Consider the following 15,157-nt stretch of genomic DNA (forward strand, 5'->3'; position numbering starts at 1 on the left):
TCACCCGTCATGGCGGCATCCTGCATTACGTGCTGCGGCAGCTGGCGGCGCGCAAGGCGGCGTAAGCGGCTTCGTGGCGGCGGAAGCCCCGCAGCACACCTATGCCCCTCTCCCGCGAGCGGGGGAATGGAAAGCCGGAGCCTGCCCTACGGCAAGCCCTGCCCTACAGCTTCGGCTTCCACTCCGCGCTGGTCATCCGCCATTCGCCCTCGCTCTCGCGCCAGCCGGTGCGCACCTCGTACACCTGCGCCGCCTCCGGCAGCACCTGACCGGCGCCGCCGCTGAGCGCCGCGCTGAAGCGCACCGTGGCGCGGTCGCCCTGGATCGCGATCTCGGCCGGCCCCAGCACCACGCCCACATCGCGGTAGCGCCGGAAGCTCAGCATCGCCAGCGCGCGGGCGCCCCTGCGGTCCATGCCTTCGGGGCCGACGAAGTCCTCGGCCAGGCTCGCCTGCAAACCCTCCAGGTCGCGCTTTTCCAGGGCCGTCTGCAACTCGCCCAGGGTCTCGCGCAGGCGCTGCTCGGGCGGCGTGCGCGCGCAGGCGGCGAGCAGGGCCAGCAGCGCCAGCGCGCACAGGCCCAAAGCGGCGCGGCGCCAAACCGATGTTCCGAAACCCGTGGTAGGGGTCTGCATAAACCTGACCGTCCGTTCGTTTTTTCGGTCGCCATCCTGACACGTCGCGACGGTCTTTCGCGCCCCCTGCCCAGGTCTCCTTGCCAGCCAATAGAGCCTATGCTCCAATCCGGAGAGGACCGTACGGCGGCGCATTCGATGCGCTGCCAGTGAACGGAAACACCGGCGATAGAGAGGGGATCGCGATGAGTTTTGAACGTCCGTGGCTTGCCCAGTACCCGGCGGAGGTGCCGCCGCAAATCGACGTGGACGAGTTCCCGTCCATCGTATCGGTACTGGAAACCGCGATTGAGAAGTATCGCGACCGCCCGGCCTTCGCCAACCTCGGCAAGGTGCTTACCTACGCCGACATCGACCGCCTCAGCGCCCAGTTCGCGGCCTACCTGCTCGGCGAGCTCAAGCTCAAGAAGGGCGATCGCGTCGCGATCATGATGCCCAACTGCCTGCAGTACCCGATCGCGACCTTCGGCGTGCTGCGCGCCGGCCTGACCGTGGTCAACACCAATCCGATGTACACCGCGCGCGAGCTCAAGCACCAGCTCGACGACTCCGGCGCCAGCGTCATCTTCGTGCTCGACAACTTCGGCGACACCGTGCAGAACGTGGTCGCCGGCAGCCCGATCAAGGTCATCACCACCGGCCTGGGCGACATGCTCGGCTTCCCCAAGGGGCCGATCGTCAACTTCATGCTCAAGCACGTGAAGAAGATGATCCCGGACTACAACCTCCCGGGCTCGATCCGCTTCCGCGACGCCCTGACCCTGGGGCAGATGCACAAGCTGCCCGACATCGAGATCACGCCCGACGACATCGCCTTCCTGCAATACACCGGCGGCACCACCGGCGTGGCCAAGGGCGCGATGCTGACCCACCGCAACCTGGTCGCCAACATGCAGCAGGCCGCGGCCTGGGTGGGCACCAACGTCAAGCTGGGCGAGGAGATCATCATCACCGCGCTGCCGCTGTACCACATCTTCGCGCTCACCGCGAACGGCCTGGTATTCATGAAGTTCGGCGGTCTCAACCACATGATCACCAACCCGCGCGACATGCCGGCGTTCGTGAAGGAACTGAAGAAAACGCCGTTCACCGCCATCACCGGCGTCAACACCCTGTTCAACGGCCTGCTCAACACACCGGGCTTCAGCGAGGTCGATTTCTCGCGCCTGCACCTGACCTTGGGCGGCGGCATGGCGGTGCAGCGCGCGGTGGCCGAGCGCTGGAAACAGGTCACCGGCGTGACCCTGCTGGAAGCCTACGGTCTCACCGAAACCTCGCCCGCGGCCTGCATCAATCCGATGAACCTGGCCGACTACAACGGCGCGATCGGCCTGCCGATCTCCTCCACCGACGCCTGCGTCAAGGACGAGAACGGCAACATGCTGCCGATGGGCGAAGTCGGCGAGCTGTGCATCAAGGGTCCGCAGGTGATGAAGGGCTATTGGAAGCGTCCGGAGGAAACCGCCAACGTCATCGACAGCGAAGGCTGGCTGCACACCGGCGACATGGCGCGCATGGACGAACAGGGCTACTTCTACATCGTCGACCGCAAGAAGGACATGATCCTGGTCTCGGGTTTCAACGTGTACCCGAACGAGGTCGAGGACGTGATCGCGATGATGCCCGGCGTGCTGGAAGTGGCCGCCGTCGGCGTGCCCGACGAGAAGTCCGGCGAGGCGGTCAAGGTCGTGATCGTCAAGAAGGACCAGGCGCTGACCGCCGAGCAGGTCAAGGCGCACGCGCGCGAGAACCTCACCGGCTACAAGCATCCCAAGTACGTCGAGTTCCGCACCGAGCTGCCCAAGACCAACGTCGGCAAGATCCTGCGCCGCGAGCTGCGGGACGCGCCGGCGGCCTGAACGCCGCCGGTCCGGCGGCCCAAGCGCGCCGTCCGTCCGATAAGCCGCCTAAACGCGCCCGCAAGGCCCTCGCGCCTTGCGGGCGCTTTGTTTTGGGCGCATAGAATCGGCCCTGCCGAGCATCGGTTTGCCAGCCGGGTCACGCCCGCTGAGGCATGCTGAATCGGCCACACGCCCGTTCTGGCCGCGGGGTCGGCCAATTTCTGGAGCTTCGAGTCTGAACGGCAGGTGTAGCATGAATTTGCCGGGCCAATGCCCGTCATTCCCTACTACGACTAGGAGCCTCGCCATGTCTGCTGTCCCCGCACGTCTGCACCTCGAAGATTCTTCGCTGTTCCGCCGCGTCACCGATGCCGCCGGCACCGCCGATTGGTGCTACATGCACGCCAATCCGTCCCAGGTCTACCACCCCTGCTTCTCCGAGCGCCTGCTCTGGGACATGAAGCGCACCCAGGAATGCATCCGCCGCGAACTTGCCGCGACCGACAACGCGCGCGCCGGCATCCACCATCTGGTGCTCGCCTCCGACGACTCCCACGCCTTCAACCTGGGCGGCGACCTGGCCCTGTTCTCGCAGCTGATCCGCAACGGCAACCGCGGCCGCCTGCTCGAGTACGCCAAGCTCTGCATCGAGGTCGCGTTCAATCTCTACCAGCTGTACGAAGACCGCGTGCACAGCATCGCCGTGATCCAGGGCGACGCGCTCGGCGGCGGTTTCGAGGCCGCTCTGTGCTGCCACACCATCATCGCCGAGGAAGGCACCGGCATGGGCTTCCCGGAGGTGCTGTTCGATCTGTTCCCGGGCATGGGCGCCTATACCTTCCTCACCCGTCGCGTCACCCCGATCCAGGCCGAGCGCATGATGCTGGACGCGCGCGTCTACCCGGTCGAAGAGCTGCATCGCATGGGCGTGGTCGACATGGTCGTTCCGCGCGGCGAAGGCCTGCGCGCGGCGGCCGACATGGTCAGGCGCAACCAGCGCATCGGCAACGCCCTGCGCGCGATGAACACGGTCCGCCAGGCCTGCAACCCGGTCACCCTGGACGAATTGCTGTCGGTCACCACCGAGTGGGTGGACGCGGCGATGCGCCTGAACGATCGCGGGCTGAAGACCATGGAACGCCTGGTGCGCGCTCAGCAGCGCCGCGCGGAATCGAACGCCCCGGCGCTTGCGTTCGCATGAGGACTTCGCAGGGGGAGCCTGCCACGCGTCTTGCGTGGCAGGACGAAGGGCTCAGGAGACGTCGGGGACGTCCTTGCCGCGCCCACTGCGGCTGAGCCGGGCGACTTCGTGACGGCTGGCGTCGGTCACCGCGGTTAGCTGCGCGGCCAGATCCGTCACCAGCTTGGACTGCTCGCGCGCCAGGACTTCGTCGCTAGCGCGCATGATCTGCGAGCAGCGCTCGGCGATCGAGTGCGCACCCAGGTTCTCGGCCACGCCCTTGTAGGCGTGCGCCACCTCGCGGAACTCCTCCCAGTTGCGCGCCGCGCCGACCTTGGCCAGTTCCTGCTGGCAGCCGCCGGCGTCCTTGAGGCATTGCTCGACGAAATCGCGCAGGAACTGCTCGCCCAGGCCCATCTCCGCCAGCTCGGCCAGCACCGCCGGATTGGTCAGCGGCCGGCTGACGTCGCTGATCGCGCGCACCGCCGGCAGCTTCTGCGAATCGACCACGTCGGCGATGGTCTCCAGCAGGCGCCCGACCACGATCGGCTTGGTCAAAAAGGCCATCGCGCCGGCCTCGTTGGCCGCCTCCGACGCCTGCAGGGTGGCGTCGGCGCTGAGGATGATGGTGGGCGTATTGCGGCCGGTGCCGGCCTGCATGAAACGCAGCTGGCGGATCACGTCCAGGCCGCTGAGGCCGGGCATGTGCATGTCCAGCACGGCCAGCTCGAACTGCGCGACCTCGAGCTGATCCAGGGCCTGCTCGCCGTCGTTGACCGCGGTCACGCGGTGGCCGGCGCGTTCCAGGATGCGCGTGAGCACGGTGCGGTTGGCCTGCTGGTCGTCGGCGATCAGCACGCGCAGATTGCGCACCCGGGTCTTGTGGCGGATGAAGGGATCCTCGAACGAGATCACCTTGCCGCCGTCGCTGCTCGCGGTCTCGTGCTGCTGGGTCGGCTGGGTCTCCTCCAGCAGCATCGGCAGCTCGATCCAGAAATGGCTGCCGCCGCCGGGGTTCTCTTCCAGCCCGATCTCGCCGCCCAGCAACTGGGTCAGGGTGCGCGCGATGGTGGTGCCCAGACCGGTGCCGCCGAAGCGGCGGGTCGGCCCGGTGTCGACCTGCTCGAAAGCCTGGAAGATGCGCTCGGCGTCCTGGCTGGGCACGCCGATGCCAGTGTCGCGCACCGAGAAGCGCAGCCACACGCGGCGCTCGGGGTCGGCGGCGTCGGCGCGGTCGCCGGCCAGGCGCGCGACCAGCGACACCCCGCCCTTCTCGGTGAACTTGACCGCGTTGTGCATCAGGTTCAACAGCACCTGGGTCAACAACGCGCTGTCGCCGTTGAGGCGCACCGGCACGTCTTCCTCGATATCGACCTTGAAGGTCAGGCCCTTGGCCGAGGCCAGCGGCTGCAGCATCTTCTGCAGGCGCTTGAGCACCTCCTGCAGATTGAAGTCGACATCGCGGCGCTGCAGCTTGCCGGCCTCGATCGCGGAGATGTCGAGCACGTCGTTGACCAGCAACAGCAGCGACTGGGCCGAGGTGTGGATGACCTCGGCGTACTCGCGCTGCTCCGGCGCCAGGCGGGTGCCGTGCATGAGCTCGGCCATGCCGATGATGCCGTTCAGGGGCGTGCGCAGCTCGTGGCTCATGTTGGCCAGGAAGCGGCTCTTGGCCTCGTTGGCGCGGCGCGCGTCCTCGGTCGCCTTCTGCAGGCTGCGCAGCAGCGAGGACAGGTAGGCCGGGATCGCGACCAGGCCCATCCACAGGCCCGCGGCCAGGTAGGGCTGCACGCGCCAATAGGGATTGCCGATGACCACGGCCATGAACGAGGCCGCCGCCAGGGCCGCCGCGGTGTACAGGTAGGTGGTGCCGTAGCGCAGGCCGTTGCCGATGGTCACCCACAGCACGATCACGTACAGCGGCGCCAGCGAGGGCGCATCCAGCGACATCAGCATCGCCAGGGTCGAGTAGTCGGCGATCATGCCGACCCAGCGGCGGATGTGCGACACCCCCGGCGCAACCACGATGCCGGCCAGCAGGGCCAGGCCGATCACCGACTCGCCCAGCATGACCCACAGCATGGTCATGGCGGCCTGGCTGTCGCGTTCGAACGCGTGCAGGCTCAGCAGGTAGGCCACGATCAGGCAGGCGATCACCAACCGCACCAACGCCTGCCCGTGCTCGCTGTCCGGGCGATTCGAAAGGCGCTCCTTCAACAAGCGCAGGACGGAAGCCATCGGCTACTCCATGCCGGGACGGGGGACACTCGTCGAATAGCGGCTGCAGATCTCTTCGAGGCGGGCGCGGCTGCGGATCAGGGCATCCACGCAGCGCGGATCGAACAGACGCCCGCGCTGCGCATAGAGGTAGCCCAGGGCCGCGTCCACGTCCCAGGCCTTCTTGTAGGGGCGCGGCGAGATCAGGGCGTCGAACACGTCGGCGACCGCCACGATCCGCGCTTCCAGCGGGATCTCCTCGCCGACCAGGCCGTCCGGATAACCGCTGCCGTCGTAACGCTCGTGGTGGCGCAGCGCGATCATCGCGCCGGCCTGGATGAAACGGTTCTGGCTGCCGCTGAGCAGCTCGTAGCCGATCTTGGGATGACGGCGCATCACCGCCGTCTCTTCCTCGGTCAGCGGGCCGGGCTTCATCAGCACGGCGTCGGGGATCGCGATCTTGCCCACGTCGTGCAGCGGCGCGGCCATCTCGATCACCCGCACCTCGTCCTCGAACATGCCCAGCGCCTCGGCGATCAGCCCGGCGATGTGGGCCATACGCTCCAGGTAGGCGCTGGTGCCGGCGTCGCGGTACTCGATCGCGCGCGCCAGACGCGACAGGGTCTCGCGTTCGCGCTCCTCGACCTCGTGCATGCTCGACAGCAGGCGCTGCTCCAGCGACAGCGCGCGCTGCTTGACGTTTTCGGATTGCTGGCGCAGCTGCAGCAGGTTGCGGCAACGCGCGCGCAGCTCGCGCGGGCGCACCGGCTTGACCAGGAAATCGATCACGCCGGCCTCGAGCGCGGCCTGGCGCACGGGCTCGTCGCCAACCACGGTGACCAGGATGATCGGGATGTCGCGATGCAGCGGCAGGCGGCGGAAGCGGCGCGCGAATTCCAGGCCGTCGATGCCCGGCATGCGGTAGTCCAGCAACAGCAGATCGGGCTGGCTGGATTCGCACCAGGCCAGCGCGGCTTCCGGTTCGCCGAAGTCGTGCACGGCCAACTCGGACGCAATGTCCTCGATGATATGGCGCAGCATGGTGCGCGCGGACGTTTGGTCATCGACGATAACGACGTTCACACCGGCATCCGTGAGGGGCCACCCCCTGTGGTGGCCGACAAGGCGAGGATACCCCGCCCAGCGGCCGTTGGCAGCCGCCCCGTTCATTTTGCTTGCCGGCGTCTATCCAGAACGCAGGAAGGCCGCAGCTGCGGCCTTCCTGTTCGCGCCGCGGCGGCGCGGCGGGGGTTCACGGCCGCCGCCCTGTCGCGTCCCGCCGGGCCGCGCAGGCGCCGGCGGGCGATCAGCCTGCTTCGGGCCGCATGTAGGGGAACAGCAGCACGTCGCGGATCGAGGAGGAGCCGGTCAGCAGCATCACCAGGCGGTCGATGCCCACGCCCAGCCCGCCGGTGGGCGGCAGGCCGACCTCGAGCGCGCGGATGTAGTCGGCGTCGTAGTGCATGGCCTCGTCGTCGCCGCCGGCCTTCTGGTCGACCTGGGCGCGGAAACGCGCGGCCTGGTCCTCGGGGTCGTTGAGCTCGGAGAAGCCGTTGGCCAGCTCCTTGCCGCCGATGAACAGCTCGAAGCGGTCGGTGATCTCCGGGTCCAGGTCGTTGGCGCGCGCCAGCGGGCTGACCTCGACTGGATGGTCGGTGATGAAGGTCGGCTGGATCAGGGTGTGCTCGACGGTGGCCTCGAAGATCTCCAGCAGCAGCTTGCCCCAGCCGTAGGAGGCCTTGATCGGCAGCTTCAGGCGCGCGCAATGGGCGCGCATGGCGGCCAGGTCGCGCAGCTCCTCGCGCTTGATCTCGGGGTTGTGCTCCAGCACGGCGTCGATCATCGACCAGCGCCGGAACGCCGGGCCCAGGTCGATGCGGTTGCCGTCCCACTCCGACACCAACGCCCCGATCTGTTCGGCGCAGTGGCGGATCACCGCCTCGGTCAGGTCCATGATCTCGGTGTAACTGGCGTAGGCCTCGTACAGCTCGAGCATGGTGAATTCGGGGTTGTGCCGGGTCGACACGCCCTCGTTGCGGAAGTTGCGGTTGATCTCGTAGACGCGCTCCAGGCCGCCGACCACCAGGCGCTTGAGGTAGAGCTCCGGCGCCACGCGCAGGTACAGCTCCAGGTCCAGCGCGTTGTGGTGGGTGGTGAAGGGCTTGGCCGCGGCGCCGCCGGGGATGTAATGCATCATCGGCGTTTCCACTTCCAGGAAACGCCGCGCGTCCAGCCAGGCGCGGATCGCGCGGATGATCAGCGAGCGCTTGACGAACACGTCGCGCGCATCCGGCGAGACGATCAGGTCGACGTAGCGCTGGCGGTAGCGCTGCTCGACGTCGGCCATGCCGTGGAACTTGTCCGGCAGCGGGCGCAGCGCCTTGGTCAGCAGGCGCAGGCTTTCGGCCTTCAGCGACAGCTCGCCGGTGCGGGTGCGGGTCAGCTCGCCCTCGGCCGAGACGATGTCGCCCAGATCGAGTTCCTTGAACACCTCGTAGGCCTCGCCCAGCACGTCCTTCTTCAGCCACAGCTGCAGGCGCCCGGACTCGTCCTGGATCTGGGCGAAGCCGGCCTTGCCCATGTCGCGCTTGAGCAGCACGCGGCCGGCCACGGCCACGCGGTGGCGCTTGCCTTCCAGCGCCTCGGCGTTCCATTGCTCGGCGTCGGCGTAGGCCTGCTGCAGGTCGCCGACGTAGTCGCCGCGGCGGAAGTCGTTGGGGAAGGCGATGCCCTGCCCGCGCAGCGCCGTGAGTTTGGCGCGACGCTCGGCGATCAGGTGGTTCTCGTCGTGCGGCGTGGTCTCGGGCGTCTGGTCGGTCATGGTCTTCGCGTAGTGAGGGTTGCGGTGGGACGGGGTCGGGAACGTATTGCTTAGGAGCGCAGAGTACTGGCAGCCGCGACGGTTTGCTCGCGGCCGGCCGCCGGGCGGGCCCGCGCCCGCGCCCGAAAGGCCGGGTGACCTTGCGCACATCCGTGCGCGCTCGGCCGGGCCTAGATTCGTTGCTGCGCCCTAACTGTCGGCGCGCCCATGAGGCGGATGCAGCATGTTCAAGAAATTCCTGATCGGTCTGGCGATGGTGGCGGTGGTCTGCGCCCTCGCCCGCGCCGGCTACGAGTTCGGCCAGCACCGGGCCGAGCGCGATCGGGCCAAGCTCGCCGCGACGGCCGCCCAACCCTAGGCGGGCGGCGACGCGGCCCCCGGGCGGCGGGCGGCGACCGTGTCGCGCCCGTCGCCGGCGGGGTTCAGACCGCGTCGCTGCGTTTGGAGCCGACTTCCAGGCCCGATTTGAGGCTGGCCTCGACGAATTCGTCGAGATCGCCGTCCAGCACCTTCTGGGTGTCGCTGCGCTCCACACCGGTGCGCAGGTCCTTGATCCGGCTCTGGTCGAGCACGTAGTTGCGGATCTGGCTGCCCCAGCCGATGTCGGACTTGGTCGCCTCGACCGCGTCGCGCTCGGCGTTGCGCTTCTGGATCTCCAGCTCGTAGAGCTTGGCGGCCAGCATCTTCATCGCGTTGTCGCGGTTCTGGTGCTGGCTGCGGCCGGTCTGGCAGGCCACCACTATTCCGCTGGGGATGTGGGTGATGCGCACCGCCGACTCGGTCTTGTTGACGTGCTGGCCACCGGCGCCGGAGGAGCGGTAGACGTCGGTGCGCAGGTCGGCCGGGTTGATCTCGATGTCGATGTTGTCGTCGACTTCCGGCGACACGAACACCGAGGTGAAGCTGGTGTGGCGGCGGTTGTCGGAGTCGAACGGCGACTTGCGCACCAGCCGGTGCACGCCGGTCTCGGTCTTGAGCCAGCCGTAGGCGAAATCGCCCTCGACCCGCAGCGTGGCCGACTTGATGCCGGCGACGTCGCCGCCGCTGGCCTCCATCAGCTCGGTCTTCCAGCCGCGCGATTCGCACCAGCGCAGGTACATGCGCAGCAGGATCTCGGCCCAGTCCTGGGCCTCGGTGCCGCCGGCGCCGGCCTGGATGTCGACGAAGGCGTTGGACGCGTCCATCTTGCCGGAGAACATGCGCCGGAATTCGAGCTTCTCGACTTCCTTGGCGTAGCTCTCGACGTCCTCGACCACGGCCAGCGCGGTGGATTCGTCGTCCTCCATCTCGGCCAGCTCCAGCAGCTCGCCGGCGCCGGTCAGGCCGTCGGTGAGGTTGCGGATGCCGTCGACCACCTTCTCCAGCGAGGAGCGCTCGCGGCCCAGGCCCTGGGCGCGTTCGGCGTCGTTCCAGATGTCCGGGCTTTCGAGTTCGCGGTTTACTTCTTCGAGACGTTCGACCTTGCTGTCGTAGTCAAAGATACCCCCTGAGCGAATCCAGCCGCCCGGTGAGGTCGGCGATGCGCTGGCGGACGGGATTGAGTTCGATCATGTCCGGTGGTTTTGATGCGGATGAACCGGCGATTCTAGCAGGCCGGGCGGGTCCAGGCCCTGCCCGCCCCAGGGCCGGCGGCTCGCGCCGCGCCCCCGGGCCGGATCCGGCACAGGCGCGCGACGCGGGCCGCGGTCGCGGCGCGCGTCCCGCGCGGCGCTCACTTCACCTCGAACTCGCCGACCAGCACCGTCTCCGACTGCTGCTTCAGGCGCAGGGTCACGCGCTGGTCCTGCTGGCGGGCGGTGCCGAAGCCGGTGCTCAGCCACAGCTGCAGGGTGGTGGCGCCGGTGACCAGTTGCTGGCGGTCGCCGTAGAAGTTGGCCTCGACCTTGTACTTGCCCGGCTTGGCGTCGCGCAGCATGAACTCCTCGGGGCCGTAGCCGCCGGTGAAGTCGTCGGAAATGCGCCCGCCCTGGTAGGTCAGGGTGTGCTGGTAGAAACAGCGCTCGCCGTTGGGGTCGGTGACCCACAGGTCCATGTCGGAGTTGTCGCTGTCCCAGCTCAGCACCGCGCGCAGGTCCAGCGGCAGATTGCGCAGCAGGCGCCGGTCCATGGCCGAGGTGTCCAGCGGCCGGCCCGAGGTCGCCACGATCGCGTTGAGTTCGTTGAGCGCGATCAGGGCCACGCCTTCGAAGCGGCTGTCCCAGCTCCGGCTGACCACCTGGTAGAGGTTGTCGATGGCCGGCTGGTAATCGCGCGCGGCGGCATGGGCCAGGCCGAGGTCGCGGAAGCTCTGCGGCTCCTCCTGCGCCAGGCGCGCCACCCGCTCGAACACCGGCACCGCCAGGCCCGGCTCGTCGGCCTGCAGCAGGCGATAGCCGAGCACGCGCAGGATGTGGCGGTTCTCCAGGTCGAGTTCGGCCAGGTTGGACAGCACCCGCAGCGCCAGCGCGCGCTGCTTCTTTTCCAGCAGCACGTCGGCCACGTCCAGATAGAAGGCGGTGCTGGCGGCGTAGCCGTCGCGTTCGTCCAGGTAGATCGCGTAGGCCTGGTCCGGAGCGGCCTTGCGCAGGCGCGCGGCGTACGGCGAATCCGGCTTCCAGGCCTGCAGGGCGATGGTCGCGCCGCGGCCTTCGCCGCCGTCGCCGGCCTCGCCCTTGGGCTCGGCTTCGGCCTGGGCGATGTCATCGGCGGAGATCCGCGCGCCGGTGACTTCGATCCGGTCCAGGCTCTGGGCCGCCGCGTCCACCCGCTCCTCGTGCACCACGCCGAGCGTCGTCACCGGCGCCGGCGCGGCCATCGGCATCGGCGGCGCATAGCCCGCCACCGCGCCCTCGGTTTCGCCGGCGCGTTGACGACGCTTGGCCTCGGTCTCGGGGCTGGGCGGCCGGCCCTTGGGCCAGGTCTTGCGCCACCACTGCACGGTGTCCTCGAACTGCGCCGCGATCTGGTCCAGATGGCTGCGCCGCGCGTCGTCGCGCTGCACGGATTGAGCGGACTTGAGGCGATCGAATTCGGCGCGCAGCTCGGCCGGCGGCAGGATGTCGTACTGCAGATAATCGGCGAGCGCTTCCAGCACCAGCAGCGAACTCTCCGGCGTGACCAGGCCGAACTGCTGGCTCAGCCGCGCGATGGCGGCGCGGTTGAGCTCGGGTTCGGCGCCCAGCGCACGCACGCGATAGCCGGCCCACAGCCGCGCCGCATAGGCGCTGTCCGGCGTGTCGGCATCGATCGCCAGTTGCAGCGGCGCTTGGCCCTCGAAGCCCAGCTTGAGCTGTGCGGTCGGCGCGGTCAGGCGCCCGGCCACGCGCAGCACGCCGTCCTGCGGATACGCCGACTCGGCGACCAGGTCGGTCGCGCCCAGCGCCTCCAGATCGGTCAGGCGCGCGCCGGCGCTCAACAGCTCGCGCACGCCAGCGTCGATCGCGCCCGGCGTCTGCCAGGCGATCAGGCGGCCGCCGTGGCCCTCGGCCAGCGCGCTCAGGCGCGTGCTGTCGGCGGCGTTGCCGGCGGAGTTGATCGCGTACAGGCGCTGGCCGCGGCGCAGCTCCGGGAAGCGGCGCTGGCCGTAGTTGAACAGGCCGTCGCTGACCAGCAGGTATTCCTCGACCTCGGCCTGCGGATTCCAGCCGCCGGGATCGGTGGCGCCGTCGTACACCGTGGCCTTCAGCGCGTCGCGCAACGCGCGCCAGTCGCCGCCCTGGACGCGGAAGTCGCCCGCGTCCTCGGCGCGGTCGCGCAGCCGGATCAGATGCACCTGGGCATCGCCGAGCGCGGCGAAATAACGATCGAGCAAGACCAGCTCGCCGGCCAGGTCGCGTTTGCGGCCCGAGGCCGAGCTGTCCCACAACAGGCCCACGCGCTTGGGCAGCGCGCGCGTGGCGGTGGTCGCGGGCACCGGCACTTCGGCGACGAAGTAGTGCTGGCCGTCGACGCTGTGGGTATAGGCCTGCGGCGATTTGGCGCGCGCGAAGCGCAGCCCCAGGCCATTGCCCACCCGTTGCTCGCGCGCGATCCGCGCCGTGTAACCGCCCTTGCCGTCGCGCTGGAAATCGACCCGGCCGAAACCGCCGTCGGCCTGCGGCGCCGAGCCGCCGCGCGCGAGCACGCGCAGCTCGACCGCATCCGCGCCGCGCGCGTAGTCCAGCGGCAGCGGCAGGCGGCGGCCGTCGCCGTCGGGGCGCAGCGCCTCGACATAGCTCAGGCGCACGCGCCGGGTGCCGTGGGCCGGGATCGGATACACGCGCAGGCGGAAATGGTTGCCCTCGGTCTTCTCCAGCAGGGCCGGATCGACCCGGCGCCGCTCGATCGCCTCGAACACCGCCTGCCCTTGCGCCTTGGGCACCGGCACCGCCGCGCGCATGCGGCCGTCGATGTCCAGGGCGAAGGCGCTGATCTGCTGGCCTTCGTGCAGCGGGAACTGCAGCTCGCCTTCCAGGTCCCGCGCGTTGGGATTGCGGAACGTGAGTTCGACCGTGGTCTGGGCCAGGCCGCCGTTGACTTCGACCTCGACCGCCGCCGTTTCCAGCACGATCGGCCGCTCGGCGCCCTGCACGCGCATCAGCGGCGGCGCGGTCAGCGACAGACGGTCCGGCGCGACGACCTGGGCGGCGACCGCGCCGCTCAGCCCCAACAGCAGGCACACATTCAAGACATAGGAACGCACCGGTCACCTCTCCTGGATTCGTCGTCGGTCACACCTGCTGGTAGCCAACGCACGCGAACGCTGAACGGGGTTGAGCCTCGGCCCAACGCGTCCAGGGTTCGGGAATCTAGGCAGCCCCTGCCCCTCCACCTTAAGGCCTGGGCGGCAAGGCCTGGGCGGCGTCCGCGCGGGCGGAAGCCGCGCCTGGGCCCGTGCTCGGCGCCGAGGCGATCGCCGTTTCGGAAAACGCTATGGCTGTCACGCTTTCTGGGCGTTTACCCGCCTTCGGCCCGCGCCGGGCCTCCCCGGCGCTCGGCCATGATCCGGGCAGCCCCGCACACCGCGAGGGCTTCAAGGTATTCATCAGCACACTGGGAGCCAGACGCAATGACACGTAAAGGCATGCTTCGCTACGCGCTGTTGGCCGCAATCTCCAGCGCGAGCGCCGCGACCTCGGCGGCGGAAATGACCGCCGCGCCCGTCACCGCAAAGCCCATGGCCGGCGCCCTGGGCGGCGCCGACTTCGCCACCGGCCACAAGATCCGTTCGCTGCGCGCGGTCGACCTGGGCCTGCCCAGCGCCGACGCGCTGAACGCGCTGCGCGCCCGCCGCGACGACCAGCACCGCAACGGCGAGCCGATGGAGATCGGCATGGCGCGTCAGGTCGAGCGCAGCCGGATCGATCTGACCGGGCTGGACTGGGAAGCGCTGGCGGACGGCTCCCACGGCGCGCGCTTCACCCTGACCTCCACCAACGCCGCCGCGGTCCGCGCCGGCCTGCGCTTGAGCGCCGCCGGCAAGCGGGGTGGCGATCCCTCCGCGGTCACCCTGCGCTTCGCCGGCAACGACGGCCGCGTGTTCGCCGACAACGGCCGCAGCTACAGCGGCGCGCAGGCGGGCTGGTCGCCGGTCGTGGCCGGCCCCACCATCACCGTCGAAATCGTGCTCGCGCCCGGCCAGCGTCCGGACGCCTTCAGCCTGAGCGTGCCGCAGCTTTCGCATCTGGACGTGGATCCGGCCGCCAGCACCCGCGATCTGGCCAAGTCCGGCGTCGGCGCCAGCGCCGCCTGCGAGCAGGACATCGTGTGCCGGGCCAACCCGAGCGCCGGCTTCCTGGCCGCCAGCAAGTCGGTCGCGCGCATGGTCTACACCAGCGGCGGCAGCTCCTACCTGTGCACCGGCACCCTGCTCAACAACAGCAACTCGCCCAAGCGCCAGTTGTTCTGGACCGCGGCCCACTGCATCGACACCCAGGCCGAGGCCGACAGCCTCCAGACCTATTGGTTCTTCGACGCCACCGCCTGCAACAACGACACCGCCAACCCCGGCGCGGTCACGCTGACCGGCGGCGCTTTCCTGCGCCATGCCAACGCCGGCCGCGACACCGCGCTGCTCGAGCTCAAGACCGCGCCGCCCGCGGGCGCGTTCTACGCGGCCTGGAACAGCACCGCCATCACCGCGACCGGCACCGGCATCGAGGGCATCCATCACCCCGCAGGCGATCTCAAGAAGTACTCGCTGGGCGGCGTGACCAACGTGTCGGGTTCGATCGACGGCAAGAGCCCGCTGACCCAGGTGATCTGGAACGCCGGCGTCACCGAGGGCGGTTCCTCGGGTTCGGCTCTGTTCACCGTCGACGGCAACGGCGACTACCAGCTGCGCGGCGGCCTGTACGGCGGCTACTCGGCCTGCAAGAAGCGCGGCCAGCTCGGCCCGGACAAGCCGGACTACTACTCCCAGCTCAGCGGCGTGTGGTCCAGCATCTCGACCTACTTCGGCCCCTGATCCGCAACGTCGTCACCTCGGCCTCTCCCGCCCACGCGGG

At 69.2% G+C, this 15,157-nt stretch carries 10 protein-coding genes; 4 read left to right on the forward strand and 6 right to left on the reverse strand.

Features of this window, described 5'->3' with window-relative positions; all coding sequences use genetic code 11:
• Positions 1–163: 163 nt before the first annotated feature.
• On the reverse strand, positions 164–634 hold the full coding sequence (locus V1318_RS02560) for a nuclear transport factor 2 family protein (protein ID WP_332937444.1): 471 nt from the start codon (positions 632–634) through the stop codon (positions 164–166).
• Between the two features lie 185 nt (positions 635–819).
• Between V1318_RS02560 and V1318_RS02565 the strand changes: the two genes are divergently transcribed.
• The gene (locus V1318_RS02565) at positions 820–2,493 is read left to right on the forward strand and encodes a long-chain fatty acid--CoA ligase (protein ID WP_332937445.1); all 1,674 of its coding nucleotides are present in this window, start codon (positions 820–822) and stop codon (positions 2,491–2,493) included.
• A gap of 289 nt (positions 2,494–2,782) precedes the next feature.
• Positions 2,783–3,676 carry a crotonase/enoyl-CoA hydratase family protein gene (locus tag V1318_RS02570; RefSeq protein WP_332937447.1) on the forward strand — a complete coding sequence of 298 codons (894 nt, stop codon included), beginning with the start codon at positions 2,783–2,785 and terminating at the stop codon, positions 3,674–3,676.
• Between the two features lie 51 nt (positions 3,677–3,727).
• On the opposite strand, the gene V1318_RS02575 is transcribed toward V1318_RS02570, so the two are convergent.
• The 3 genes from V1318_RS02575 to lysS all read right to left on the reverse strand — a co-directional run bounded on the left by V1318_RS02575 (position 3,728) and on the right by lysS (position 8,693).
• Complete coding sequence (locus V1318_RS02575) at positions 3,728–5,893, reverse strand: response regulator (RefSeq protein WP_332937449.1); 2,166 nt, start codon at positions 5,891–5,893, stop codon at positions 3,728–3,730.
• Positions 5,894–5,896: 3 nt separating this feature from the next.
• Positions 5,897–6,955: a two-component system response regulator gene (locus V1318_RS02580; RefSeq protein WP_055901601.1), complete on the reverse strand. Its 1,059-nt coding sequence runs from the start codon at positions 6,953–6,955 to the stop codon at positions 5,897–5,899.
• Between the two features lie 223 nt (positions 6,956–7,178).
• Positions 7,179–8,693, reverse strand: coding sequence for a lysine--tRNA ligase (lysS, locus tag V1318_RS02585; RefSeq protein ID WP_332937453.1), 1,515 nt, complete (start codon positions 8,691–8,693; stop codon positions 7,179–7,181).
• Between the two features lie 223 nt (positions 8,694–8,916).
• Between lysS and V1318_RS02590 the strand changes: the two genes are divergently transcribed.
• On the forward strand, positions 8,917–9,051 hold the full coding sequence (locus V1318_RS02590) for a hypothetical protein (RefSeq protein ID WP_332937455.1): 135 nt from the start codon (positions 8,917–8,919) through the stop codon (positions 9,049–9,051).
• Positions 9,052–9,115: 64 nt separating this feature from the next.
• On the opposite strand, the gene prfB is transcribed toward V1318_RS02590, so the two are convergent.
• Positions 9,116–10,244 (reverse strand): peptide chain release factor 2 gene (gene prfB, locus V1318_RS02595; RefSeq protein ID WP_332937456.1). Its coding sequence is split into 2 segments (ribosomal slippage): positions 9,116–10,168 and positions 10,170–10,244, totalling 1,128 coding nucleotides; the frame shifts between segments, so codons are not numbered across the junction.
• Between the two features lie 160 nt (positions 10,245–10,404).
• Positions 10,405–13,353, reverse strand: a complete 2,949-nt coding sequence (locus V1318_RS02600) for a VIT domain-containing protein (RefSeq protein WP_332937458.1) — start codon at positions 13,351–13,353, stop codon at positions 10,405–10,407.
• Between the two features lie 366 nt (positions 13,354–13,719).
• Here V1318_RS02600 and V1318_RS02605 point away from each other — a divergent pair, with 366 nt between their 5' ends.
• Complete coding sequence (locus V1318_RS02605; RefSeq protein ID WP_332937460.1) at positions 13,720–15,117, forward strand: trypsin-like peptidase domain-containing protein; 1,398 nt, start codon at positions 13,720–13,722, stop codon at positions 15,115–15,117.
• The last annotated feature ends 40 nt before the right edge of the window (positions 15,118–15,157 follow it).

The sequence above is a fragment of the Lysobacter sp. CCNWLW3 genome, assembly GCF_036697405.1.
Taxonomy (GTDB): domain Bacteria; phylum Pseudomonadota; class Gammaproteobacteria; order Xanthomonadales; family Xanthomonadaceae; genus Lysobacter.